Below are 25,875 nucleotides of genomic sequence, written 5' to 3'. Positions count from 1 at the left end.
GCGAATACCCAAATTAAGCGACCTGTAGCAAATCCTGAGGATTTTTAAAAGATGAGGATAATGCAGCTTATCTTAATGTTTGGATAAGCTACAGAGCGATCTATAAGACCATTTGTGGTGGGTCGCAGCAATTGGCTTTTCTCGGCTTCCACCAAAGGTGCAGAGTCCAGTGCATTAATCTATAGCATCATTGAAACGGCTAAGAATAATAATTTAGTTATTGAAAAATATCTACTTTATTTAATGGACAACCTTCCCAATGTAGAGCCTCAAGACAAGGAAAGTTTATTAAAACTACTGCCCTTTTCAAAGGATCTACCCGAAGATTTAAAAGTTCAAGCTAAGTAAAAATATAAAATCCAGTAGAGTTAGCAACTGAACTGCACCCTGTCAAGTAGACAGTGGAAAAAATAAAAAATCATAGAAGCACCAATCGAAAATGGTTGGTGCTTTTTTATGCAGAGATATCAGTGAGATAATTACGGTATTCGATTGGAGTCATGCAATTTAAACGTTTCTGGTATCGCTTGGTATTATAATAACCTATGTATTCCCCAATTGCTTTCCTCAAACTCTCATAATCATTAAACTTACGCAAGTAATACATCTCAGATTTTAAAATTCCCCAAAAGCCCTCCATAGGACCATTGTCTATGCATCTAGCTACCCTGGACATGCTCTGTGTCATTCCTGCCTTATCAAGTTTTAACTTAAATGTTTTGTTTGTATACTGAAAACCACGATCGCTATGAAATATGGGTTTTGCGTTAGGATAAGCTGTAGCTGCTAAGTCAAAAGTCTCAAATACAAGAGCATTGTTATTTGAATGACCAATGACGTAAGACACTATGCTTCTATCACCAAGATCAAAGATTGCACTTAAGTATGCTTTTTTCCCATCGCCATATTTGAACTCTGTTACATCCGTAAGCCATTTCTCACAGGTGCGTTGTGCTTTAAAGTCCCGGTTCAGCACATTTTCAGCTGTAACTTCAGGGGTTGACTTCATGTAGTTGTATTTCTTTTTCCTGCATACTGATTTTAGACCAGCTAATTTCATCAGCCGGTAGATTCGTTTATGGTTTACGTTTATATTGTGTTCACGTCGAATCTTGATTGTCATCTGCCTATAACCCAGTATACCGTTTCTTTCTTCATAAGCTTGGTTAATGAGAACAAGTAGTTTTTCACTCTGAAGTTCCTTCTGACTTTTTTCTCTATGAAGCCATTTATAATAAGCGGATCTGCTAATATTAGCAATCTGACACAAAACTGAAACAGGATAATGTTTTTGATCTGAAAGTAGCTTAATGACTATATATACTTTCTCATGTTTAGCAAGGCTTAGAAATGCCCCCTTTCCATCTCTTCGAGTTTTTTTAGCAGTTCATTCTCCATCTCTAATCTTTTGTACCTAGCCTCCAAAAGCTTGTTTTGAGCTTTTAATCTATCAAACTCTGTAAGTTCATCCTCAGACTTGTGTTTGCCCCTACGGTCAACTAGGGCATCTACGCCAGATTGCTCATACTTAACAGTCCAGCTGCGGACCTGCTGATAAGAAACCTTATATGCTTCAGCAGTTTCATTGTAATTTCTATTATGTTCAATGCAATATTTAACTATTTCAATACGTTCTTCAAATGTTGTAGTACGTCCCTTGATCATGATTGATATTCCCCCTGTACCTGAAGATTTTATCTTTTCATAATCATTATACTGCAAAATCCATTTCCGTAGTTGAGTACGGTTACGAATTCCATACTTTTCACACACTTCATATTGCGAAAAATTACCTGAAAGATAATCTATAACAGCTTCTTTTTTTAATTGCTCTGAATATCCAGCGTTTTTAGATGTAGTAGTTACCCCTAATGTCCCTAGTGTCTTGTATGATGAAATCCAACCTTGGATTGTACTTATATGAATATTTAAATCTTTTGCTATTTGATTTTGAGACCTTGTTCCACTTAAATAATTTTTTACTGCATCAATCTTAATCTCAGCTGTAAATTTAGTTTTTCTTCCCATAAAAATATGCTCCTCTCTATAATAAACAGTTTTTATTATTTTAACTGTCTACTATAAGGGGAGCATATCAAACATATCTAACTTCTACTGGATTTATTTTATCAGCTATTCTATTGAATTTCTATACGTCAATTCCTTGACACTTACTATTACTCTTCTTGTAGAAACATGTATAAGAATATCTCAAATGCTTCTTCTGGTACATAGATTTCATTATCTTTCAACTCAATTTTGCCTTGTAAATGATACTCATGGTCATTGATGACCATCAATGTTGTATTGACATAAAGTAATAATTGAATATTTCCTACTTCTACGATAACTATAGGATTTTGAGGATCTTCCTCCTCTATCCTTACCGGCATCCCTAATTGTTGAAAAATTTCTATAGCTGGCAAATACTCAATCTCCTTCTTTACTCCTTGTTTTTCCCCAAAAATGTTCATTATTTTATCAAATAAATCTGCATTTTCTTGAATCTTTGTTTCATATCCTACTACAACATATTGATTTTGCTTTAGGACATCCTCCATCAACTGTGCAAAGTTTCTTATATCTTCTGCTGTAGTTTGTAAAATCTGCTCTTTTATTGCATTTAAATCTTCATGGGTTATTTGCATCATATAAAGTCTATCCTCTAACGCACCTTTCTCCTGTGGACTAAGCAAAGGATCATATTGTCCTAAGGTTCCAATAATATAGTTCAGCATCTCCTCCTCATCCTCAGCAAAGTTTCGTAGATAAGCTGGTATACCATGAAAGGCATCTAAAGTTTCTTTCAAGTTAGGATCTCTATAGGAATAAAGCATCATCTCTCCTGTATTGGCAATATATATACCACTGCCGTAGGCGCCACCAGAAACCCTTACGCGATTCCATAGATACTCTGTAGAAAGAATTTGTGTAAGAACATCCATTTTCCCACTATATTCATAGCCTAAATCTTTAAAATTATATCCCTTTACAACGCTTTGGATCTGCTCACCATTAATAATGCCTTCACTGCCGCTGTCAGTAGAAAAACGATAAGTCTGCCATGGTGCATCTACAGTCTTTAATGTTGCTTCAAATGGCAAAAATGCTTTTTTAAAGGTTTCATATTCTTCTTCCTCCAAAGTAACACCGACAAGTAAGTTTTCTTTTTGGAATACTAACTGATTTACCTCCTGCAAGTTTGCTATCACTACTTCCGGATTCTTTTCTAACATCTCTTCAATTTCACACAAGAAGAAATAAAAATCTATTCCACTTATGCTGGCTTGGTATTGGTTTGCTTGAGATTGTTTTCTCATTAATTGGATCTGAGCTATAGCTATACCATTACTATTTAAGCCATATTCCACATCTGCTTTTAATTGACCTACCAACTGCTTTATCCTGTCTAAGTTTTCAAATTTTCCATGATGCATCATTTCCTCTAAAACTTTAAATCCATTTCTTAATTCATCTGCAACTGTGTACATGGATACCCTTAATTTAGGAGCATATTTATGATTCTCTTTTAAATTAGAAATCATATCTACTCTAAAATTTAGTCCACCTAAACGATTATTTATTTCGTTGGATAACTGTTGATAGCTGTATTGCTCTGTATCTATATTACCAAGCAAATAAACTAGCAAGGGGATATAAGAAATTTGCTCCTGTGGTACTTTCATGGTATCAAAGTACATATTCACATAGGCGATTCTATTTGTAAATAATGGATGCAATAGAATCGTAACATCCTCTAGTTCTTCAATCTTTGAAGAAATATTTTTTTGTTGCTGCTGTAAATCTTCTAACGATAATACAGGTAAGGTTTGTATTGCTTCTTGGGAATTTGGTGTCTCCTTCCATTTTTCTAATGCTTTTGTTTGTTCTACTAAAGCCTGTATTTCTTCTTCTGAAAGACTGTCTTTTATTCGCTGTAATTCTTCCTTCAATGCCCTTCCTTTTTGTACTTCTAAACCAGCTACTGGCTTCATCACTACTAAAGAACTGTGGGTATTATCTAGCAAATATTTTTGTATTAGACTTTCAAAATAATTTTCATCAATTTTATTTTTTATCTTATTTAATGTATCTTCAAAAGAAAGATATAATGTAGGCTCATAATCATGTAACCAGGTTGCCAAAACAGTATTATGATATCCAAAACCTCTGTTGGCATCGGATTTTTCTGTACGCATGGAAATTTCAATCGTATTAAATATCGCATATATTAGTTCACGATCAATGCCTTCTGCCACCAGTTGTTCCAATGTTTGTTGAACAACCCCCTCGAAGTCATCTATCTTTTCATCAGCAGCATTTTCAATGATGATACTGAAGCTAGGCTGTAATGTCATGGGATCATAACTGCCAAAAACATTGGTTCCTATTTTTTCTTGCAGCAATACACTACGCAGAGGGGAGGACTCTGTTTGCATTAATAGCGCATTTAAAATAGAAAATCCCAGCATGGTCTCTTTATTATTAATTTCATCTACAGCATAATTTAAACTTAAATAGGTTTTATTTTTGGTATCTGCATTTTCTGACAATGCATATTCAATCGTATGATAAGCTCGCTTTGCAAAGGGCTTTTGTTTAGAAATAGAAGCTTGTACTTCCTGCTTTTGAAATTTACTCAAATATTCATTATGAATAAATTTTAAAGTCTCCTGCAAGTCTAAATTGCCATATAAATAAATATAAGTATTGGATGGATGATAATAGGTTTTATAGAAGTCTATTAGCGCCTCATAGGATAACTGTGGAATTACTTGAGGATCTCCCCCTGAATCATAAGCATAGGGTGTATCGGGGAACAGTGATTTTTGATTCTGTTTGACTAAAACATTCACAGGATTCGAATAAGCTCCCCTCATCTCGTTGTAGACAACTCCATTGTAGGTAAGTTCATCTTCTGGATTCTTTAAATCATAATGCCAACCTTCCTGCATAAAAATCTTCTCTTCTTTCAAAACCTTTGGAAAAAATACTGCATCTAAGTACACATGCAATAAATTTCTAAAGTCCTTATGATTTCTACTTGCTGCTATGTAGGAAGTACGATCTGGATAAGTAAGAGCATTTAAAAACGTACTTAAAGAACGTTTATTCATTTCTATAAAAGGTGACTTTACAGGGAAGTTTTCAGAACCATTTAATACGGAGTGCTCTAAGATATGGGGACTTCCTGTATTGTCTGATGGTGGTGTCCTAAAGTTGATACTAAAAACCTTATTGCTGTCATCATTCTCCAAATGAATCAGTTTTGCACCACTTTGAGTATGTTCAAAAACCCTGACTTTGGAGCTAATCTCTTCTACATGATTTTCCTCTATAAGCTGAAATCCATAATATACTTCTCCAACTTTATAGCCTTGCTCTGCTTGAACCTGCATCGGTACAAAAGAAAGTAGCATAACAAGTACCAGAACCCCTGCAATCTTTCTTTGCAAACTAGTTACTTTTAAATATTTTTTCATGTAATTCCCCTTTCTAATTTTTCATATTATTTATCTAATAGATAGCCAATAGTATAGTATTCTATTCTCTACTTATTTCTTTAATAGCATCATCCCAAATATCATCTCCCATACCCAATCCAAAATAAAAGATCAAAATATACAACAAATATATTGGGAAAAATATGATTTGAACTTTATTTTTTCTCATAAGATATAAGCATGCTTTGATTATATTTTTCATCTAAAGTCCTCCACTATCTTCCTGGAATACACATACAATGACATGCATGGAATAATATATAAATCATGTTTAACTATTCCAGTTTACCATCTATACTATCACCCTATTTCTAGTTTCACAATAGATAATGGATAAACAACACTTTTACCTGCATAAACAGCATATTTTTTCAAATTATTGTTTAGGCAGCTAAATTTGGGGTTTATCCATTGGTTATTTACAAATCAACATTATCAAAAACTCTATCCTCTCGGCAATCCTAAAAAGTAACGGTAAGCTTCTGAGTAGAGTAAATGGTAAAATCTAGGAAACAATAAAAAGGATAGTTGTAATTAGATTTCTTAATCCATGTATAGATGTAACAATCCAAAATGGATAGAAGTTTTTTTCTAGGTATATATGATATGAATACGCTAGTATTATTCCAATTAATGTTGTTTCAATGACACGAATTATATTGTATGTATGTCCAAATCCAAAAAAAACTGCTGATATCAATATTATTATCATTGGTCTTTCTTTTAAAAAGTTAGTTTTTCTCAGACACCTAACTGGAAACATTTGATATACAGCTGTTTCAACTAAAGGAGCAAGAACTGCTGTAAAAAGGATAACTAAAATCACTCCCTCGTTATTAAATAAATCAATGCTTTCCTCATTAAAATCACCAGTATATTCAATTAATACCAGAACAAGAATCAAAGGAAAGAGTATCAAATATGAAGATACTGTCATACAAAACACAAATTTTATTGGACTTAAATTAATCAGCCAGTTATGAATACTTGAAATTTTTTTTCTGAAGCTTTTTGTTATATTCTCGCTAAGCATTATTAATCTCCTTATTAATTTTAGATTTGCATTTAAGATGATAAGGAATGTACTAATATTTGGCACTCTTTTTACCATTTAGTTTGGAAACTTAATTTGTAACAATATTATTTTTTCACAAAATTCGTAGTTGAACCTGAATTAATATCAAGATAATTTTCGATTTTCACACAGTCTGCCATCATTATTGTCACACATATTATAATTTCCATCTAGGCCCTCTCGCCTTTGTAAACTTTTTACTCATTTTTCTAAACATTCTTCAACTGTGCTTATTTCCCATTCCACTCGATTTTTATAGAAGTAGTTAAATATATAAGGAATTATTACTAATGCTAGAATTTGTATCATTAATACAAGCACTAGCATTACACTATTAGGCTGATTTAAAAATCCTTCGCCTACTATTCGCGCCATAATTAGAGAAAATATGTTTCCACTTGTATGAATTAAAATTGACGTCCAAATAGAACCCGTCCAAAGAAGTGCATATCCACAAAAGACACCTATGACAGTGGCATAAATTCCCTGAACCAGATTCATATGCATTGCACCAAAGATAAGAGCTTGAATGATAATAGCGTTTCTAAACGATATTTTTCTTAATAGTTCACTAAGTATAAGTCCTCTAGTTTGTACTTCTTCAAACAATGGCCCGATTATTCCAGCACATAAAAAAAACAATACCGTACTTCCCTTTTTGAGAGTATCAGCAAATTCTTTATATGCTTCGTAAGATGATGGGAATATAGTTGTAACCATAGCTAAAATGATTCCATTTAAAAAAACTAGTGCAACTCCTACTATAATCGACAAAATTATTTGATCTGTTGACAGTTTCTTGAAACGACAAACTTCATATATACTTTTATTTCTGCTTTTTATCATTTTCTTGTAAATAAAGAATGACCCTACTGCTCCTATACCATAAGATATATTTTCTAAATTTTCAAGTAATCCATTGCCCATCATTTCAATCTTATCAACAGTTATAAAATAACCTGATATAGAAGAAACAACATAAGCACTTGCTTCCCTCATTAACAAAAATATAATGATGTATTTCGTGATTTGCCATATTATTTTTATAAGCTGCTTCATCTTATAACCATTCCTTTCACTTTACTCAACAAACAAAAAATCATGAAAACATTTTTTTAGCTTTTCTTCTATCTCCATTTGCTGTATGTATTTTTGTTGAAGTTTGTGATTTCCTACTTATATTAGAATAAGAAAGTAAAGCCCTAGCTATTGAAACTAGGACTTTATTTTTTATGCTGATTTGTATCTAAAACATTGAAAATGTAGATTATAAACTTCTATAACCCCAATACGTTACTACAGCATCTTTCAAAACTTCCACTGATTTTACAACAAATTTAGCATACTGCTCTTTGGCTTCATCAGTTATATATGCTCCGCCACCACTTCTTTCATGTCTTGTATCACTTCCCCTATTTTGGCTGTTTCCTCCATTAACTATCATCGTTTCATTTACATTCATTTCAACAAACATCTTTTTTTCCTCCTTCTAGATATACTTCTTTGACTTTTCCTCCCACCATGTTGTTGATGGTACTGATCCTTTGGTTGGGTCTTACAACTCCATCTGCTTTTACCACTACGTCCATTTCTCCTATATAGGACCATACTACCGCTATTGTTAGTAGTGCAATAAGTATATATATAAATAGGATCGTAAAGGCGGGTGGCTTGCTTTCTAGAAGTTCTCTACTATCGGTAATATCTTTTAGATTGTGTACTATTTCTCTCATACTCTGTATTCTCCTTACTCTATGGTTGAAGCTGCTGTTTGGTAATACTCTGGCAGTTGTTCTTTCCAGAGGTTGTAATATTTGTCTTTGTTATTGACTAATTCTTCATGATTTCCACTTTCGACGATTTCTCCATGATCCATTACATAGATTTTGTCACATCGCATAATGGTGCTGAGTCTGTGAGCAATGATAATGGTGGTAGTATCTTGGTTTAGTTCTGTAATTGTTTTTTCTATGGCTTTTTCTGTAATGGAGTCTAGATTACTGGTGGCTTCGTCCATGATGAGGATATCTGGTTTTTTTAACAATGCTCTTGCGATAGCTAGTCTTTGTTTTTGTCCTCCTGATAGATTTGTGGCATTTTCTTCCAGCAATGTATTGTATCTTAAGGGAAGGTCATTGATGAAGTCATGAGCACTGGATAGTTTTGCTGCTTGGATCATTTCTTCAAAGGTTATGTTTTTATTTCCCAAGCATAGGTTTTCTTTTATGGTGCCGCTAAACATGAAGATATCCTGTGAGATGTAAGCTATTTTTTCTCTTAATTTTTCCATATTTATATCTTTGATATTATATTCGTTAATAAGGATGTCTCCTTTTTCGTTGGTATAAAAATTCATAAGTAACTTTACCAATGTTGTTTTGCCAGAACCGCTTTCTCCAACGAATGCAATTTTTTCTCCTTGGTGAATGGTTAAGTTGATATTTTTCAGTACTAGTTCTCTTGTGCCATAGCGAAAGTCTATATTTTTAAATTGTATAGTTCCTTTTAGGGAGTTTGGATTTACTTTCTTTTCTTCGTCTTCACTTTTTTCTAATTCCAGGTCAAGTATTTCTCCTAGTCTATCGGAGGCTACTATCGCTGTCTGCATCATGGGCTGAAGGTTGATGAAATTTTTTACTGGATCAACAAAATATGCCAGCAGTGAGTTGAATACCAACAGTCGTCCTACCGTCAGTTCTCCCTGGATTACTTTATAGGCCCCTACCCAAAGAATCACTATCCCGCCCATTGTTGCAATGGCATTTGTTAAGGAGCCTTGTATATTATAGATAGTACCTCCCTTTAATATGGTTTTAAGGAGTTTTATAAATTTTAGTTCGGTTTCTGTTTTGGCTTGTCTTTCTGCATTGAAGGCTTTTATGGTTTCTATACCGTTTGAGCTTTCTACTAAGTAGGAGGTGAGCTGGGCATTGTTTTCCATTTCTTTTTGGTTGATTTCTTTGATAGGCTTGTTGAATACGGCCATCAGTGTACCATAAAGGATTAGCATGATGACGGCAATACCAATATCATTTTCCCTACTTTTTTGCACCTAAAAAGTTCATAGGTAAATCAATAACGTGTTGATAATAACCTAGTATTAACGGAGTGTCAATCGATTGTATCGTGTTGTTTTATGCAAGTGTATTTTTTCAACATTTGATCACCTTTATTTTCTTATTTAGTACTTGTTTTTTTATTTACTGCTTCAATGTCATAGGTTATAGTTGCTATTGATTCATTTTTATCTAATTTTACTGTCTAGAGGTTACTTTCTAATATTATATTTATAAATATAATCTATAAAAACAAAAAATGAGATAATAGCAAAGTTAATAAATGTACCTATTGCCAAGCTTCCCCATCTATCAATCATTAAATCTAGTGTTATATAAAGCCATACGATAGCTATACATAGTATTAAAATAAATCCCAATATTTTTTTGCGATATACTTTTTTTTCATATTTCCATCCCATATTTCTATGATTTTATTCTTTTCAAAGTAAATTGCTAATAAAATTTTATTATTAATCGAGAAAGTACATGATTGAAATTTATGCAAAATTTCAAGGTTTTAAAATGCATAATTATTTTAAATATACGATATTAAATAACATACTATTTCCTCCCAAATCAAATTACCACTTCGATAACTACACTATTTAATATAAATAGTGCAACAAGGTAGTGTATATAATTTCATCGCTGTAGCACTCGACAGGGTGTTTAAAAGGGAGTAAATCATTTTGTTGATCCCAGAGATATGGTTATTTCTTTGGTTTTCTTCGAATATACCCTCCAAAACCGCTCAGCAGGATAAAAGCAATATTAGTCAGCGCTAGCACCCATCCATCCCATCGGATTATGATAGCTATCGACACGATAAATACTAATATTAGTACGTAGGGATTTATCCGTGGTGACCATTTTGACACACCTGTGCTTTCCATGGCTTCTTCAGTTACTTCTTCAGTATTTTCTTTCTGGTTCTCTTTTTCTCCTTCGCCGAAAGAGTATGAAAATAAACGATCCATCGCTTTTTCAATCACTTCCAGAGAAACAAAGTATAAGATGAGTGGAATAAAAAGCAACACAATAATCGATCCAATAGGAATGAATAAAAGAAGTGGCGGTAAAAATAAAACTGCTAACAGAATGTATAGTAAGACATGTTTAGTCACTCTATCACCCCCGATATGTGATTTTCCCTATTAAAGTATTGACTATGAATGTTGCTTCGTTTCCTGTTCGCTCATAAACCTAAAAGCATACAAATAAAGCCCTACCCACAAAGATGCTGTAATTAGAAACGAAAATAAAAAGCTTAAATCCACGGGAGCTTGCTCATAAACTAACGGACGAATAAATTCATAGCTAATGGAAAACATGATATAAAAATAAAATAAAACTTTCCATATTTTTGTTGTAAACAGCCTCTTGCGAGAACCATAAAAATACACTCCCACACATGGGATTAATGTGAACAGCCACCACAAGCCTGTCATAACATTGCGAGTGTAGTAGAGTACCACTCCCGTCATGCACGCCACAATAATTGAATAGATTTTAAAAAACACTTTATCATCATCTCCATCCTTTGTTAGATTTAACATGACGCCTTATTTTTTAAAGAAATAAGGCGTCATGTTTATAGATTTATACTTTAGAGTTTACACACAAATAACTGATTGCATTGTTTATAAGAAGATTTAGTATCCAGCAGCTCCTTCAATTCTTTCCCAACCACCGATAACAGTTACAGGATTTCCTTTAATTATCCCATATGTCATCTGACCCGTTCCAACCAAGGCCTGCTGAAAATTACGATCCCCTACCAACGTATTGGCAAAACCTCTGACCGCCTGATTTACAGCAGCCGGCACATCTCTTAAATCTCCATATTTAGGAGTAAATGCATTTCCCCCATCAATCATCATCATTTCATTTTTACTCATTTCTTTTAACATCTTTAAGTTCCTCCTTTGAATTTAATTTGCAGATTTAGTATTTTTTAGCAAAAACCCATACTTTATTCATTCTGCGATAAATTGCTGAATAAAATGTTTTTCAATGCAAATTTTCTTTAACTTATATATTATAATTCCCATCCTACATAACCTTCTCTCCCATCAAAAGGTTCTCTTATTTGCTCTACTCTGGGAATAGCTGCAAATAGTATGTATGCCAGAAAATTATAATCTAGTATAGAGCCTAAGACTGCTTCTTCTTATTACCTAAATTTTACCATATTATGAGGGGTAGATTCATCCCCCTCCAGCTAAAAACAAGGGGGATTTTTCTACCCCTTCTTCAATATATTTTATTTCTTTTCTCTGTGACAATGGGGAAGGTTCTTATTGTTAATAAATCACTGAAGCAACAAGAACCTTCCCCATTGTCGCACTACCTTATTTCCAATTTCACAATAGATAATGGATAAACAGCACTTTTATCTGCATAAACAGCATATTTTTTTAAAATTATTGTTTAGGCAAATAAAGATGTCGTTTGTCCATTGGTTATTTACAAATCAAGATTGTCAAAAACTCTATCCTCTCGGCAATCCTAAAAAGTAACGGTAAGTTTCTGAATATAGCAAATCGTAAAATCTAGAAAATAATAAATAGGATAGTTGTAATTAGATTTCTTAATCCATGTATACATGTAACAATCCAAAATGGATAGAAGTTTTTTTCTAGGTATATATGATATGAATACGCTAGTATTATTCCAATTAATGTTGTTTCAATCACACGAATTATATTGTATCTATGTCCTAATCCAAAAAACTGCTGATATCAATATTATTATCATAGGCCTTTCCTTTAAAAAGTTAGTTTTTCTTAGACACCTAATTGGAAGCATTTGATATATAGCTGTTTCAACTATAGGAGCAATAACTACTGTAAAAAGGATAACTAAAATGACTCCCTCATTATTGAATAAATCAATGCTTTCCTCATTAAAATCACCAGTATATTCAATTAATACCAGAACAAGAATCAAAGGAAAGAGTATAAAATATGAAGATACTGTCATACAAAACACAAATTATATTGACTTAAATTAATCAGCCAGTTATGAATACTTGAAAATTTTTTTCTGAAGCTTTTTGTCATATTCTCGCTAAGCATTATTGATCTCCTTATTAATTTTAGATTTGCATTGTAGATAAGCAAGTTCAAACTTTAATTTTGATATACACGGTCTACGGTTTCGCCCTAAAACCGTGGGCTGCAAATGTAGCTCTTAGTATATCAAAATTAAGTCCTGATGTTGTTTATCTATAAGTAAATGATAAAATTTATTTCAGAAAAAATGCCTACTCCATTTTGTTTGCACAGATAAAGGTATCCTTTATCCATTGGTTATTTATAAGTTAACATTATCAACAACCCCATCTCCACGACATTCAAATTATACGACTATAACCTCTTTTTTTATTAAAATAGTTCAAACATATCTAATCGTGAACTACTGCTTTTGTTTATCTTTAAACTTAATCAGCAAAAAATTTTTTATACCCATTAGTGAGAAATAATTGATAATGGTGAAAACTAGAACTATTATTAAAAATAATATCAGTTTATAAATAGTATTTGTTTTGGAAGTTTGCATAAATGATACTGATGCGATTATGCAAGCTATTATATTACTATGTACTAAAATAATTTTTTTTGTAAATCTATGATTATTCATAGAATCAATATGCCATTTTTCTTTAAGAAAATATATATTTACCAGTAATAAATATACGCTTAAACAAATAAAAAAAAGCAAATTCACTATAGAATAATTTAATTTTAAAATAACACCTAAAATTGCAACGACGATAGTATAGTGTATTATTGTAATTCCTACACCTTTCTTAAACAACCCTTTAAACATTTAATATCAAACCTCTCTATATATTCTTAAATCAACTTTTTTAAAAATTAAACTAAGATAAAAAGTCTAAAACACTTAAAACTTAATAGTGTAATGAAATGTTCCTTTCACATTTAATAGGCAATGGCACATACTCCACTGAATCATTTATTCTACAGTGGAGTATGTACCTTATTTAGATATAGGTTTTAAAATTTGCAGATTTCACAATTTAGTAGCCTAGATATTGATCTAGTCTCTCTGCTCCATAATTTTGAATAATATGTGCCAAAGCAGCATTTCCTGCGCCCCATACAAATCCCGAAAGAGCTCCTGCAACGGTTCCTGCACCTGGGGCAACAGCACTACCTAATTGAGCTCCAGTAAATGAACCTGTAAGTCCACCTAGTCCCATAGCTACAAGTAAACTTCCTAAAGTTACCCCACCACCATTAGTAGCCATCAATTCATTATAACTAAGTTCTTTCACCATTAACATCTCCTTTCATTTTTAAATGTCTTGATATATATTACAACCCCTACCCTACACACCCTTCTCTCCCATCAAAAGGCTTTCTTATTTACTTGACTCTGGGAACAGTCTTAAATAATATGTATTATAGGAAGTCATAATCTAGCATAGAGCCTAAGATTGCTTCTTCTTATTGCCTAAATTTTACCATATTATGAGGGGTAGATTCATCCCCCTCCAGCTAAAAACAAGAGGGATTTCTCTACCCCTTCTTCAATATGTTTTATTTCTTTTCTCTAAAAAGCTTTTCAACTACTTATCAATCCTTTTTTTCTAATAGCTCCTTCAACAAATCCCTGCATTCTTTCAAGCTATTAACTCCCAGTTTACTATAGACATTTTTTATATGAGTTTTAACTGTTTGTTGTGAAATATTTAGTTTCTGGGCAATTTCGTTGCCATTACTGTTTCTGTAATACTTTTCAAATAACACTTGAGTTTCTCTTATAGTCAGGTTAAATTTTTCATTGGTTAGAAGCAAACCAAAAAATATAATCTTTTTAATTTTATAATCACTTGAAGTTTCATTTAATTTTTCTTTTTTCTTATTCTCTATAATCACTGATATTTTTCACCCCCAGTAGAAATAACCTACACACATTTTCATCTTTATTGAAATAATTTAACTTTATGGTTCTTGTATAGTAAAAAAGTTTTTAATTTTAACATGAAAATGTTTTTTGAGGTAAGAAAAAGATATATTGCTTTTAACCACTTATTTGAGTATCGTTTATGAGCCCTTCATAGAAACTTTTACAATTTTTTGCAAATTCAGCTGATTTATTCATGCCTTTTTCCAAAATTGAGATGGCTTCTTTTCTTCTGTTGTTCTCCATATATATTACAGCAAGATCGTAGTAAGGGTCCATAAAGCTTTTATCTGAAAGTTTTATGGCTTTTTTCAAATATTTTATACCTTCTTCAACTGCACCAAGTCTTGCAACGGATAGTCCATATCCTTTATGAGGATAGGGATCATTTGGTCTTTGCTTTAGTAATTTTTCATTGATATTTTTTGCCTCAGAATAGTTATGTAGCATAAAGGAAACATAGCCATACAGGTTTAAAATCTCTTCATTTTCTTGGTTTGTATGGATCATTTTTTCTAGTATTAATTGTGCTAATTGGAAGCTTTTATTATCAATAAACTTTTTCGCCTTGTTAACTGCTTCCTGGATATTTTCTATTTTTGACAACTGCATATCAGCCTTTTTTATAGCGTTATTATAAGAACAGTATGTATTTTCAGAATAAATACTTTCACCAAAAATTAACCGTGTATTTCCACACCCACCAAGGCACCTATCGCCAAATCCACATTTTCCGCAAAATCCTGTTAGTTTATCTTTTTTCATTTCTCTATTCCAGCTAAATTTATCTGGATCATTCCAAATTTGCTTTAAAGGTGTTCTTCTTATATTTCCTTCAACAAAACTCTTATCTCTTATGGAGGTGCATCCAAGTATATCTCCGTTATGAAGAATCCCCATACTGTATTTTCCCGCACCGCAGCCTCTCCATTGATAAGAACCTAAATTGTGATATTTTGTTCTTACCTGAATTTCTTTTTTATTAAAATATCCTACACAATCTGCTAATTGAATCTCAATGCCATTATCACGAGAGACTTCATATGCAAAATCTATAATTGCATCAACATGATAAGGTTGTGCTATAAGATTGTTATTTGTTGCCATATTACCCATAGGAAGTCCTATTTGAAACTGCCATCCATTTATTTTTTTACTGTCAAATATTTTTTTCATTTCCCATAATTCATTGATATTTATTTTGTTTATGGTTGTAATGATTGAACAATTCAGATCTTTCTTACGAACAATATCTATTGACTTCATAATCCTATCAAAGGACTCTGGTTTTCTTATATAGTCATGGGTTTTTTTTAATCCATCTACACTAAATGCAACTGTATTTACTCCTGCTTTTGCAGCTTTTTCAGCAATTTCTTCATCCATAGTCCAGCCATTTGTTATGATATTGGGGATAATCCCATTATCATGAAGCCTTTTTGCTATTAAATGCCAGTCCTTTCTGGTAGTAGGCTCACCACCGGATAGAGTTATCCATCGAAATCCTAGTTCTCCCATTTCATCACACAGTTTTAAAGCTTCCTCTGTATTCAATTCTCCTTCTAGAGGATTTTCACAGCTAGAACCACAATGCTTGCATCTCATATTGCACCCCATCGTTATTTCCCATACTGCTGTTATTGGTTTGAACTCCATAGCTAATTTCTCCTTATATCCTTAATTTTTTTAATTTTTTATTGATATATTTTAGCATGTATTCTTTTCTTGAGCAGGAATTTTACGTCTAAAATTCAATTGTTTAAAACATTTTTTCTTTAAAATACTCCTTTCTGGCATATATTTATTTCTTCGTTCTTGGCAGAAAGGAGTATTTATTTTTACTTAAGCAGAAATTTTTTGCACTACCTAAGCGAAATTTATTCAACAATTCTAATATTCTAACATTTTTTGTTAAATTAATTTAGTATCAATAGGTTTTATCCCATACATCGGCTGTATGCCATACTTTGGAATTGGTTGTATGCCATATAATGGCGTTACAATAATACTATCTCTTGGTATCCGTATACCGTACTTCAATATAGGTAAGAAAGAGGTATCTATACTAGTAGCACTTTCAAAGCCTCCTACCAAATTCATAAGTTCCTCATCCGTCATTTCTACGCCTATTTCAAGTCTTTTTTTATTTTCCATTTGTTTAAATTCCTCCCTTTAAGTTTAATTTCTAAATTCACTTTTTTAAGTAAAGATCAACACTTTATCCGTCCATCCCGCGGTAAATTTCTGCATAAAATGTTTCTTGTGTAAATCTGTTTTGATTGATATATTATAACCCTCATCCTACACAACCTTTTCTCCCATCAAAAGGCTTTATCGTTTGCTTTGCTTTGGGAATAGCTGCAAACTTTATGTATTGTAAGAGGTTATAATCCTATTAGTAATGCTTACAATCTTAAGTCAATCTTTTCAAGCAAATGATGTAGTATTTTCTTTGTCTTGGTTACTACTCTGACTTCACATACCATCCCTACCTTGATTTCTGCTTCTTCTCCTTTATAACTGATAAGGGGTCTGTTTTTTATGTCTGCTTCTACCAGATAATAGCTTGTATTTCCTTCGTTGGTTACTTTTGTATCTATTGCTATTTTTGTGATTTTTCCTGTCAATTCTCCATATTCTTTATAAGGAAGAGCTAGAAAGTTGTATTTCACTTTGTCTCCTACCTTAATATTGGCTATTTCTTCGTTGGGGGCGTAGATCTGTACTTTGTAGTTGGTATCATTGTCTGGAATGATGGTTGCAACTGTTCCACCTTGTATACTGTCTCCTTTGTTGATATCCTGAATAATGTTTATATACCCATCTATAGGGGTTCTTACAATACTGCTTTCTATATCTAGCTTTACTGTTTGTAGGTTGTTTTCTAATTGACGGATTTCTACTTGTAGGTTTTTTATATGGTCATTGACGGAAATTAAATTTTCATTTTTAAAGTGATCTACAGCGATATTTGGGTAGGCTTCTAATGCTTCTGTTGTTCCAGGAGCTGTTTGCTGTAGTTGTATTTTCAGTTCTCTTAGTCTTCTTTGATTTTCTTCCAGATTTAACTTTAGGTCTAATCTAATGCTATTTTGAAATTTTTCCAGCTCCAATTCTGCTTGTTCTAAGGCATCCTCTGCTTTTTCATAGTCTACTTTGGATACTGCTTCTGCTTGGTACATTTTTTCTTGTATTTGGTATTCTTTTTGTCTTTGATATAGCGTATCTTTTAGTCCTTTCAACTTCAAATTGTAGTCTATGTATTTTGCATAGTATTCATTTTCCAAGTCTTCAAATAAATTTATGTTGGTTTTTATGGCGTTGGATAAGGTTTGTAGGTTTGTAGTGGTATCTTTTGTATTTTCTATGTTGGCAATAATAAGATTTACGTTTTCTCTTGAATGGTTTTTATCTGCTTGAAATTTTAGGTATTTGTAGTAATACAGTTCTTCTTCTTTTTTTGCAGAGCTGAAATAATTGGTATCTTCCAGAATGCTTCTTTTCAGTTTGTTTACATTTTCTAGCTCGATTGTTTTTCTGTTTATTTCTTCTTGTAAGAATTCTTTTTTTATCTGTAAATCAGCATCGTCGATGATGTAAAGTATATCTCCTTTTGTTACTTGTTTTCCTCCTTCTAGATATACTTCTTTGACTTTTCCTCCCACCATGTTGTTGATGGTACTGATCCTTTGGTTGGGTCTTACAACCCCATCTGCTTTTACCACTACGTCCATTTCTCCTATATAGGACCATACTACCGCTATTGTTAGTAGTGCAATAAGTATATATATAAATAGGATCGTAAAGGCGGGTGGCTTGCTTTCTAGAAGTTCTCTACTATCGGTAATATCTTTTAGATTGTGTACTATTTCTCTCATACTCTGTATTCTCCTTACTCTATGGTTGAAGCTGCTGTTTGGTAATACTCTGGCAGTTGTTCTTTCCAGAGGTTGTAATATTTGCCTTTGTTATTGACTAATTCTTCATGATTTCCACTTTCGACGATTTCTCCATGATCCATTACATAGATTTTGTCACATCGCATAATGGTGCTGAGTCTGTGAGCAATGATAATGGTGGTAGTATCTTGGTTTAGTTCTGTAATTGTTTTTTCTATGGCTTTTTCTGTAATGGAGTCTAGATTACTGGTGGCTTCGTCCATGATGAGGATATCTGGTTTTTTTAACAATGCTCTTGCGATAGCTAGTCTTTGTTTTTGTCCTCCTGATAGATTTGTGGCATTTTCTTCCAGCAATGTATTGTATCTTAAGGGAAGGTCATTGATGAAGTCATGAGCACTGGATAGTTTTGCTGCTTGGATCATTTCTTCAAAGGTTATGTTTTTATTTCCCAAGCATAGGTTTTCTTTTATGGTGCCGCTAAACATGAAGATATCCTGTGAGATGTAAGCTATTTTTTCTCTTAATTTTTCCATATTTATATCTTTGATATTATATTCGTTAATAAGGATGTCTCCTTTTTCGTTGGTATAAAAATTCATAAGTAACTTTACCAATGTTGTTTTGCCAGAACCGCTTTCTCCAACGAATGCAATTTTTTCTCCTTGGTGAATAGTTAAGTTGATATTTTTCAGTACTAGTTCTCTTGTGCCATAGCGAAAGTCTATATTTTTAAATTGTATAGTTCCTTTTAGGGAGTTTGGATTTACTTTCTTTTCTTCGTCTTCACTTTTTTCTAATTCCAGGTCAAGTATTTCTCCTAGTCTATCGGAGGCTACTATCGCTGTCTGCATCATGGGCTGAAGGTTGATGAGATTTTTTACTGGATCAACAAAATATGCCAGCAGTGAGTTGAATACCAACAGCTGTCCTACCGTCAGTTCTCCCTGGATTACTTTATAGGCCCCTGCCCAAAGAATCACTATTCCGCCTATTGTTGCAATGGCATTTGTTAAGGAGCCTTGTATATTATAGATAGTACCTCCCTTTAATATGGTTTTAAGGAGTTTTATAAATTTTAGTTCGGTTTCTGTTTTGGCTTGTCTTTCTGCATTGAAGGCTTTTATGGTTTCTATACCGTTTAAGCTTTCTACTAAATAGGAGGTGAGCTGGGCATTGTTTTCCATTTCTTTTTGGTTGATTTCTTTGATAGGCTTGTTGAATACGGCCACCAGTGTACCATAAAAGATGAGCATGATGACGGCAATACCAAATAGAAAGGTGTTTTGGGTATATAGAATAACGCCTCCCGCAATTGCCATAAGTGTATCAATCATAATAGTCAGTGTGGCTCCTGAAATGGCTTCTCTTATTTTAGAAGCATCCATAAATCTTGATATGATTTCTCCTACTTTTCTTGTACCGAAAAAATTCATAGGTAAATCAATAACATGCTGATAGTAACCTAGTATTAATGGAATGTCTATTTTTTGGCTCAGATATAAGAGCAAATGGCTTCTAAAGGCGTTTAATAATATTTTAAAGATGTTAAGGACAATTACTCCTGCGGTAATAACATGGAGTGTTTTCATAAGGTTATATTTTAAAATATCGTCCATAAGTATTTTAAAATAAAAGGCCCCCAATATACCCAATATTGTGTACACGATGGATGCAAAGAATATATTCATTACTAAAACTTTTTGGGGCTTTAATAGACCGAAAAATCTTTTAAAGAGTCCTTTGGTTGTATCCCCTTTTTCAAATTGTGGACTGGGTACTAAAAGAATAAGAATGCCTGTCCAAATTTGAAAGAATTCTTCTGGTGTGTATTTTACAATGCCTTTTGCTGGGTCAGCGATAATAATTTGTTTTTTTGTAATTTTATGAATCACTACATAATGCAGTAAGGTTTTATCTATAACAACATGGGCAATGACAGGAAGGGGAATTTCGCTGAAAAATGCTTCCTGGTCTCCCTTGACACCTTTTGCACTAAAACCTAGTTCTTCTGCTGCTTTGATTACTCCATAGGCATTGGTACCGTTTTTATCGGTTCCTGCTACTTCCCGGATTTTTGTTATGGGGATTTTTAGTCCATATTGCTTTGATACGGTGGCCAGACAGGCTGCGCCACAATCGGTTGTATCATGTTGTTTTATGCAAGTGTATTTTTTCAACATTTGATCACCTTTATTTTCTTATTTAGTACTTGTTTTTTTTATTTACTGCTTCAACTCCATAGATTATAGTTGCTATTGACTGATTTTTATCTAATTTTACTGTCTAGAGGTTACTTTCTAATATTATATTTATAAATATAATCTATAAAAACAAAAAATCAGATAATAGCAAAGCTAATAAATGTACCTATTGCCAAGCTTCCCCATCTATCAATCATTAAATCTAGTGTTATATAAAGCCATACGATAGCTATACATAGTATTAAAATAAATCCCAATATTTTTTTTGCGATATGCTTTTTTTCATATTTCCACCCCACATTTCTATGATTTTATTCTTTTGAAAGTAAATTACTAATGAAATCTTATTATTAATACAGAAAGCTATATGATTGAAATATGATTGAAATTCATGCAAAATTTGAAAGTTTTAAAATGCAGAATTATTTTAAATGTACGTATATGAAAATATTTATTCATAAACAACATAATTTTTATGCAATTTTCTCAATTGTTTTTAAATATATACTTTCACTCAACAATTCTTTCATTCATGGAAGTTTGCATTATCTTATTTTTTTATTCAAATCAATTGTTCCTAGTATCCAGAATATAGCCAAGTTAAGAAACCAACCGAAAAACCCAAACATAATGAAGATATGATATATATCCCTTTCAAAAATTATTGTAGCTATAGACATAGTAATCATAATACCCATAAGTATATAGCACATAGGAAGCATATATTTTTTATTGTAGCTAATTACATCTTCTTCACTCAGCAAATCTTCAACTTTTTCTATCATTTTTTTCGGAACAAAATTAAACTTTGTTAAATTGTTCTTAATTTCAGATATAATAGTTACCATAAATATCGCCATTGGTACAAGTACAATATTAAATAACATATTTTTTCCTCTCAAATCAAATTACCACTTCGATAACTACACTATTTAATATAAATAGTGCAACAAGGTAAAATCATCTAAAAATATTTCTAATAAGTTGTTCAATTTAAAAATCTTCTATAGCATTCTTAAAATTTTCATATTCATATTCTGATAAGCAAAATCTAATTGTCCCTTTTTCTTTTATTTTTGCATGCAAGTATTTTTGGTTAAGAAATTGTTTTTCCATCTCGAATTCCAAAATTTCATGGAGATGAATGGGTTTTCTTTTTATCGTTATTAAATAGTTATTATGAATATATGTGTAGTCTAGTATTAGCGACCCGTGAAACATAAACACTAGCAATATAAATAAATCATTACCATCACTCAAATAGTAACCAAACCGAATCATCATTATTAGAAAGTAGATTTTCCCTAAAATCAGTAGAAAAACGTCAGTTTTTTCTTTTGCTGCTAATTTATGTTTAGGAGGATATTTTATTACAATACTCATTTTTATATTTGCATAAATACAACCACTTATAAACAATAGGAATATTGCTCTATTGATAATATCATCAATGTTTTCCACGAATGTAATAAATAAAACAGTAGATAGAATAAGTAAAATACTATCTACATAATAAACTTTTTTCATTTTTTCTCCTTTTACTCGCCTAAATAGGTTAATTATATATTATTTACTTTTGTTTTTCTTATCACACCGATATATTACCATCCTATTTCTAACCCGACAATAGATAATGGACAAACGACACTCCTATTGATATAAACAACATATTTTTCGAAAAACTGTTGTTTGCGCAGATAAACACGTCGTTTATCCATTTGCTATTTGTAAATCAAAATTTCATGCTAATATCATAAATAATACTTATTGAATTTGGGTGATTGTTTTGATTAGAATTGTGACTCGTAGGATACATAAATATTTTGAAACTGAATTTAGTCTTTGTGAAATGGACAGCATTAAACTGAGATATACATTAGAGGTGATCATCAATGATTTTTCTAAACTGATTGTCTTATTTCTTGTATTTACTCTATTAGACAAACAAATGAATTTTATTTATTCCTTTTTGGCTTTATCTACCCTTCGTCCCTTTACTGGTGGCTTGCATTTTAAAACATATATAGGTTGTATCTTATTTAGTGCTGCTTTCTTTTATCTATCTATATTTTTAGTACTTTCTATTTTTCTTGATTTTTTTATTACCTTGGTCTTATTTATCTTTGCCCTATTGATAGTTATTTTACTAGCCCCTATTCCTTCAGAAGCTAGACCCACTTATTCTCGTAAAAAAATCACTACATTTAAGTTCTTAAGTGCAATGATAATAGTTTTTCATCTCTTTATGTATTTTTTTACAAATAAAAACCCATACTTCATTCACTCCATATGGGTTATAGTTTTGCAATGTATTCAATTGCTATTAAGAAAGGGGGGTTTAATGTATGAAAGCAGAAAAGATAAGCTTCAAAAGATTAACAGGTATCCTATGTAATTTATTGATTTTTATTGCACCCTTGTTTATTTCAAAGGTAGCTTGTTTTTCTTTTTGGGGAGAACCAAATTGTCCTGATTGTTTAAAAGAACCAGCTGGTCCTTCAATTGACTAGCACTCTAAATACAAGATAGTTTTCACCATCATATTCTTCATTTAACACTTCTATTTCCCCATTATATCTATTCACAATTTTTTTCAGATTATATAAACCATAACCTCTGTCAATGTAAGGCTTCGTTGAAAATCCTTTCTTAAAGATAGTATTTATTTTGTCTCTATTTAGATATGGATGTTTATTTCTGATTTCAATAACATACATATCTTTTTCTTTTGATAATATTAGTTTAACGACATTGTTATCTATTCCTGTTTCAAAGGCATTATTTATTAGATTACCGACGACCTCCACTAATTCAAAATTTTTTAGTTTTGCTATGAAAGCATAATCCTCAATTATGATCTCAAAATCAACACCTAGCTTTTTCGCAAGTTTTCTCTTGTTATATAGAAAACCTGCCAGCACTTTGTTGTTAAGCTTAATTAGATCACCTAAATCATTTTTTATTTCAAGTTCATGTGTATATTTTTTCATGGAGTGCATAATGTCTTCATAATTTGTGCTTGTAACGGTTATCATTTTTAATGCCTGGATATGGTTATCAAATTCATGTTGTCTTGCCCTCAATTCTTTGATTAATTCATCAATAACAGGTAAATATTTTTCATACACCTGTAGTTGCTGCTCTTCGTATTGATTTTTCAGTCCGTTTTTTAATAAAATAAAATTTACAAAAATAGCTCCAGTAGAAAAAAAAGTAAGGCTTATGATATTTTTTATCATACTACTGATGTCAACATGCCAATAAAATAGTATAGTAATCAATAAAACAAATAAATTGAATATCAACAACTTAAAGACTTTATTATTTTTAATAATAAATTGAAACATCAGATGAATCGGTAAAGATACACTTACTATCATCACCAGCAATATTGCTATACTCTGTGCAATGATTCCATGAAAAAAAATATATTCTATACCATTACTTAAAGTTTCCAATAATATTATGACACTTAATTGTACACATAATATGATAATTACACTTAATATATATAGATATATCGTCTCACTAACTCTTCTTTTATAAAGCAAACGAAACATATAGATAACTAGAGCTGCGTTAATAAACATACTATATTCTTGTGGTATGTATCTTGTAAATGAAGCACCTATAAAGGAAAAGACCAAAATACATAGTCCATAGAACCATTTGTTCCCATTTCTATTTTTCAATAATTTTTTTGAGATAGTAATATATCCTACAAGATCAAAGGTGGACATGATCATTAGTTGAAATAGTGTCATATGCATTTACCTACTAGAATCTCCTTATATTTTCTGCCTATAGGAATACGGAAATCTGTTTCTTTTAACTGGATAAGATTATTTAACTTATCAATTTTTTTAACATAGTTGATATTAACAATATATCCTTTATGACATTGCAAAAAATCCTCTGTTAACTTATCCAATATCTGATTTAATGTATAAGTAGAAACAATAAACTTTTCTTTCACCGTCACAATCAATAGTTTTCTGCTTATTGATTCAATATAGATAATTTCTTCTTGTTTAATAAGATAGGAATAGACCTTCTGTTTTAATTTAAGCATTGGTTTTTTTTCTTCTTTTTTATTAATACCATGGCGGATGATTGTCTGAAAGACTTTTGTCACCTCTTCTTCAGTAAATGGTTTAACAATATAATCATAACAATGAATCTCTTTATAGGCTAATAACTCTCTGGTAGGAATAGCTGTAATAAATACGATGGGTGTTAGCTTGTAGGCATCTATTTCCCTGATTTTTTTTCCTAACAACAATCCTGAGTAGTCCTTTAATTGAATATCTAGAAAAAATGCATCAATAACATCTTTTTTTGCGCAGTTTAGTGCTTCCTCAGCATATTCCGTAATAATCAGCTCCAATTCAGAATGAATCGATTGAGCAAGTTCTGCTAATCCTTTACTGATGATAGGATCGTCTTCAACAATTAAAATCTTTCCCATGTCTATCACCTCAGTATTAAATATTATATTGACTTGATATAGGTATAAAGCTTTAAACTTGAATTTAACATACACGGTCTACTGTTTCCCCTTGACTAAAAAATGTAGCGCTTATTATATTAAAATTCATAGACGTATATCTATATAAAAATAACATACTAAGATGCTAGTTTAAATAAAAATTCGATAAGTTGCTGTTATATTCGCTAAAGTACTGATATAAAGTCAGATCATTCAATTCTCTTTTACTAAAACCTGCACAAAATTATAGAGGAAATTATCTTTATTTGTGGAAATACTATATGTAAATCACAAACCAAAGAAGTTTATAGATATTTAAGGAGGAATTTTTATGCAATTTTTAATTACAGGATATGATGGAAGTGACGAAAAGGCTCTTGAAAGAAGAATGGCTGTCCGGGAGGAACATTTGGCACTTGTTAAAAACATGGCTGACGAAAAGAAACATCTATATGGTGCTGCTTTGCTTGATGAAAACGAGAAAATGATTGGTTCATTCCTTGTAGTGGATTTTCCCTCAAGAGAAGAGCTTGATGCATATTTAAAGATAGAGCCCTATGTGGTAGGAAATGTATGGCAGAAAATTGAAGTTACACCTTGTAAAGTCGCTCCTACCTTTATGGAGCTATATAAATAAAGCGAGACTCCATTCATTTCGAGGGTGTAGTGCTTATTTCCTAGTACAGAAGTGAACATCTTAAATACACAGAAAA

24 protein-coding genes and 2 pseudogenes are annotated in these 25,875 nt (G+C 31.8%); 4 read left to right on the top strand and 22 right to left on the bottom strand.

Translation table 11 applies throughout. From position 1 onward, the window contains the following. Positions 1–99: 99 nt before the first annotated feature. Positions 100–348, top strand: a pseudogene (locus CACET_RS04145) (IS66 family transposase); the annotation flags it as partial. Positions 349–454: 106 nt separating this feature from the next. Here CACET_RS04145 and CACET_RS04140 read toward each other — a convergent pair. The 20 genes and pseudogenes from CACET_RS04140 to CACET_RS04040 all read right to left on the bottom strand — a co-directional run. Then, a pseudogene (locus tag CACET_RS04140) lies at positions 455–1,333 on the bottom strand (IS3 family transposase); the annotation flags it as partial. Between the two features lie 11 nt (positions 1,334–1,344). Continuing rightward, positions 1,345–2,028 (bottom strand): helix-turn-helix domain-containing protein, encoded by a 684-nt coding sequence (locus CACET_RS04135; protein WP_044826570.1) that lies wholly within the window; start codon positions 2,026–2,028, stop codon positions 1,345–1,347. 149 nt (positions 2,029–2,177) lie between these two features. Next, on the bottom strand, positions 2,178–5,483 hold the full coding sequence (locus CACET_RS04130; RefSeq protein WP_052661621.1) for an insulinase family protein: 3,306 nt from the start codon (positions 5,481–5,483) through the stop codon (positions 2,178–2,180). 61 nt (positions 5,484–5,544) lie between these two features. Continuing rightward, a complete protein-coding gene (locus CACET_RS20360; protein ID WP_158385963.1) occupies positions 5,545–5,706 on the bottom strand; it encodes a hypothetical protein in 162 nt (53 codons plus the stop codon). 303 nt (positions 5,707–6,009) lie between these two features. Next, positions 6,010–6,615, bottom strand: a complete 606-nt coding sequence (locus CACET_RS04125) for a CPBP family intramembrane glutamic endopeptidase (RefSeq protein WP_082058337.1) — start codon at positions 6,613–6,615, stop codon at positions 6,010–6,012. Between the two features lie 165 nt (positions 6,616–6,780). Then, complete coding sequence (locus CACET_RS04120) at positions 6,781–7,638, bottom strand: CPBP family intramembrane glutamic endopeptidase (protein WP_044826575.1); 858 nt, start codon at positions 7,636–7,638, stop codon at positions 6,781–6,783. Between the two features lie 208 nt (positions 7,639–7,846). Continuing rightward, positions 7,847–8,053 (bottom strand): hypothetical protein, encoded by a 207-nt coding sequence (locus CACET_RS04115; RefSeq protein ID WP_044826574.1) that lies wholly within the window; start codon positions 8,051–8,053, stop codon positions 7,847–7,849. After that, positions 8,043–8,312, bottom strand: a complete 270-nt coding sequence (locus tag CACET_RS04110) for a hypothetical protein (RefSeq protein WP_048407529.1) — start codon at positions 8,310–8,312, stop codon at positions 8,043–8,045. The genes CACET_RS04115 and CACET_RS04110 overlap by 11 nt, the downstream gene beginning before the upstream one ends. Before the next feature lie 14 nt (positions 8,313–8,326). Then, positions 8,327–9,631, bottom strand: coding sequence for a peptidase domain-containing ABC transporter (locus CACET_RS04105; protein WP_052661617.1), 1,305 nt, complete (start codon positions 9,629–9,631; stop codon positions 8,327–8,329). A 216-nt stretch (positions 9,632–9,847) separates the two neighbouring features. Beyond that, complete coding sequence (locus CACET_RS04100) at positions 9,848–10,015, bottom strand: hypothetical protein (RefSeq protein WP_158385961.1); 168 nt, start codon at positions 10,013–10,015, stop codon at positions 9,848–9,850. A 333-nt stretch (positions 10,016–10,348) separates the two neighbouring features. Further along, the gene (locus CACET_RS04095) at positions 10,349–10,762 is read right to left on the bottom strand and encodes a hypothetical protein (RefSeq protein WP_044826543.1); all 414 of its coding nucleotides are present in this window, start codon (positions 10,760–10,762) and stop codon (positions 10,349–10,351) included. Positions 10,763–11,290: 528 nt separating this feature from the next. Further along, a complete protein-coding gene (locus CACET_RS04090) occupies positions 11,291–11,548 on the bottom strand; it encodes a hypothetical protein (protein ID WP_044826545.1) in 258 nt (85 codons plus the stop codon). A 2,132-nt stretch (positions 11,549–13,680) separates the two neighbouring features. Next, positions 13,681–13,938: a class IIb bacteriocin, lactobin A/cerein 7B family gene (locus tag CACET_RS04075; protein WP_144414718.1), complete on the bottom strand. Its 258-nt coding sequence runs from the start codon at positions 13,936–13,938 to the stop codon at positions 13,681–13,683. Between the two features lie 301 nt (positions 13,939–14,239). Next, the gene (locus CACET_RS04070) at positions 14,240–14,542 is read right to left on the bottom strand and encodes a helix-turn-helix transcriptional regulator (RefSeq protein WP_044826549.1); all 303 of its coding nucleotides are present in this window, start codon (positions 14,540–14,542) and stop codon (positions 14,240–14,242) included. Positions 14,543–14,687: 145 nt separating this feature from the next. Beyond that, positions 14,688–16,226 (bottom strand): radical SAM/SPASM domain-containing protein, encoded by a 1,539-nt coding sequence (locus tag CACET_RS04065; protein WP_044826550.1) that lies wholly within the window; start codon positions 16,224–16,226, stop codon positions 14,688–14,690. Positions 16,227–16,481: 255 nt separating this feature from the next. Beyond that, entirely contained in the window at positions 16,482–16,724 is a 243-nt protein-coding gene (locus tag CACET_RS04060; protein WP_044826551.1) for a hypothetical protein, read from the bottom strand. Between the two features lie 251 nt (positions 16,725–16,975). Then, entirely contained in the window at positions 16,976–18,448 is a 1,473-nt protein-coding gene (locus CACET_RS04055; protein ID WP_048407527.1) for an HlyD family secretion protein, read from the bottom strand. Between the two features lie 14 nt (positions 18,449–18,462). Further along, complete coding sequence (locus CACET_RS04050) at positions 18,463–20,652, bottom strand: peptidase domain-containing ABC transporter (protein WP_048407526.1); 2,190 nt, start codon at positions 20,650–20,652, stop codon at positions 18,463–18,465. Positions 20,653–21,218: 566 nt separating this feature from the next. Beyond that, the gene (locus CACET_RS04045; protein ID WP_044825816.1) at positions 21,219–21,560 is read right to left on the bottom strand and encodes a hypothetical protein; all 342 of its coding nucleotides are present in this window, start codon (positions 21,558–21,560) and stop codon (positions 21,219–21,221) included. Positions 21,561–21,666: 106 nt separating this feature from the next. After that, the gene (locus tag CACET_RS04040; protein ID WP_044825815.1) at positions 21,667–22,200 is read right to left on the bottom strand and encodes a hypothetical protein; all 534 of its coding nucleotides are present in this window, start codon (positions 22,198–22,200) and stop codon (positions 21,667–21,669) included. A 250-nt stretch (positions 22,201–22,450) separates the two neighbouring features. Between CACET_RS04040 and CACET_RS21270 the strand changes: the two genes are divergently transcribed. Both CACET_RS21270 and CACET_RS19775 read left to right on the top strand, forming a co-directional pair. Next, the gene (locus CACET_RS21270) at positions 22,451–23,068 is read left to right on the top strand and encodes an accessory gene regulator ArgB-like protein (RefSeq protein ID WP_158385959.1); all 618 of its coding nucleotides are present in this window, start codon (positions 22,451–22,453) and stop codon (positions 23,066–23,068) included. Next, complete coding sequence (locus tag CACET_RS19775) at positions 23,019–23,183, top strand: AgrD family cyclic lactone autoinducer peptide (RefSeq protein ID WP_082058276.1); 165 nt, start codon at positions 23,019–23,021, stop codon at positions 23,181–23,183. The genes CACET_RS21270 and CACET_RS19775 overlap by 50 nt, the downstream gene beginning before the upstream one ends. Here the strand turns inward: CACET_RS19775 and CACET_RS04030 are convergent. Beyond that, the gene (locus CACET_RS04030) at positions 23,172–24,437 is read right to left on the bottom strand and encodes a sensor histidine kinase (protein WP_158385957.1); all 1,266 of its coding nucleotides are present in this window, start codon (positions 24,435–24,437) and stop codon (positions 23,172–23,174) included. The genes CACET_RS19775 and CACET_RS04030 overlap by 12 nt on opposite strands. Then, entirely contained in the window at positions 24,434–25,141 is a 708-nt protein-coding gene (locus CACET_RS04025) for a LytR/AlgR family response regulator transcription factor (RefSeq protein ID WP_082058277.1), read from the bottom strand. Before CACET_RS04025 ends, CACET_RS04030 begins: the two co-directional genes overlap by 4 nt. A gap of 352 nt (positions 25,142–25,493) precedes the next feature. Here CACET_RS04025 and CACET_RS04020 point away from each other — a divergent pair, with 352 nt between their 5' ends. Next, the gene (locus CACET_RS04020) at positions 25,494–25,799 is read left to right on the top strand and encodes a YciI family protein (protein WP_044825811.1); all 306 of its coding nucleotides are present in this window, start codon (positions 25,494–25,496) and stop codon (positions 25,797–25,799) included. Positions 25,800–25,875: the final 76 nt, after the last annotated feature.

Origin of the sequence: Clostridium aceticum, from assembly GCF_001042715.1 — a bacterium.
In the GTDB taxonomy this organism is placed as follows: Bacteria; Bacillota; Clostridia; order Peptostreptococcales; family Natronincolaceae; genus Andreesenella; species Andreesenella acetica.
This window is presented reverse-complemented; position numbering and strand designations above follow the sequence as displayed.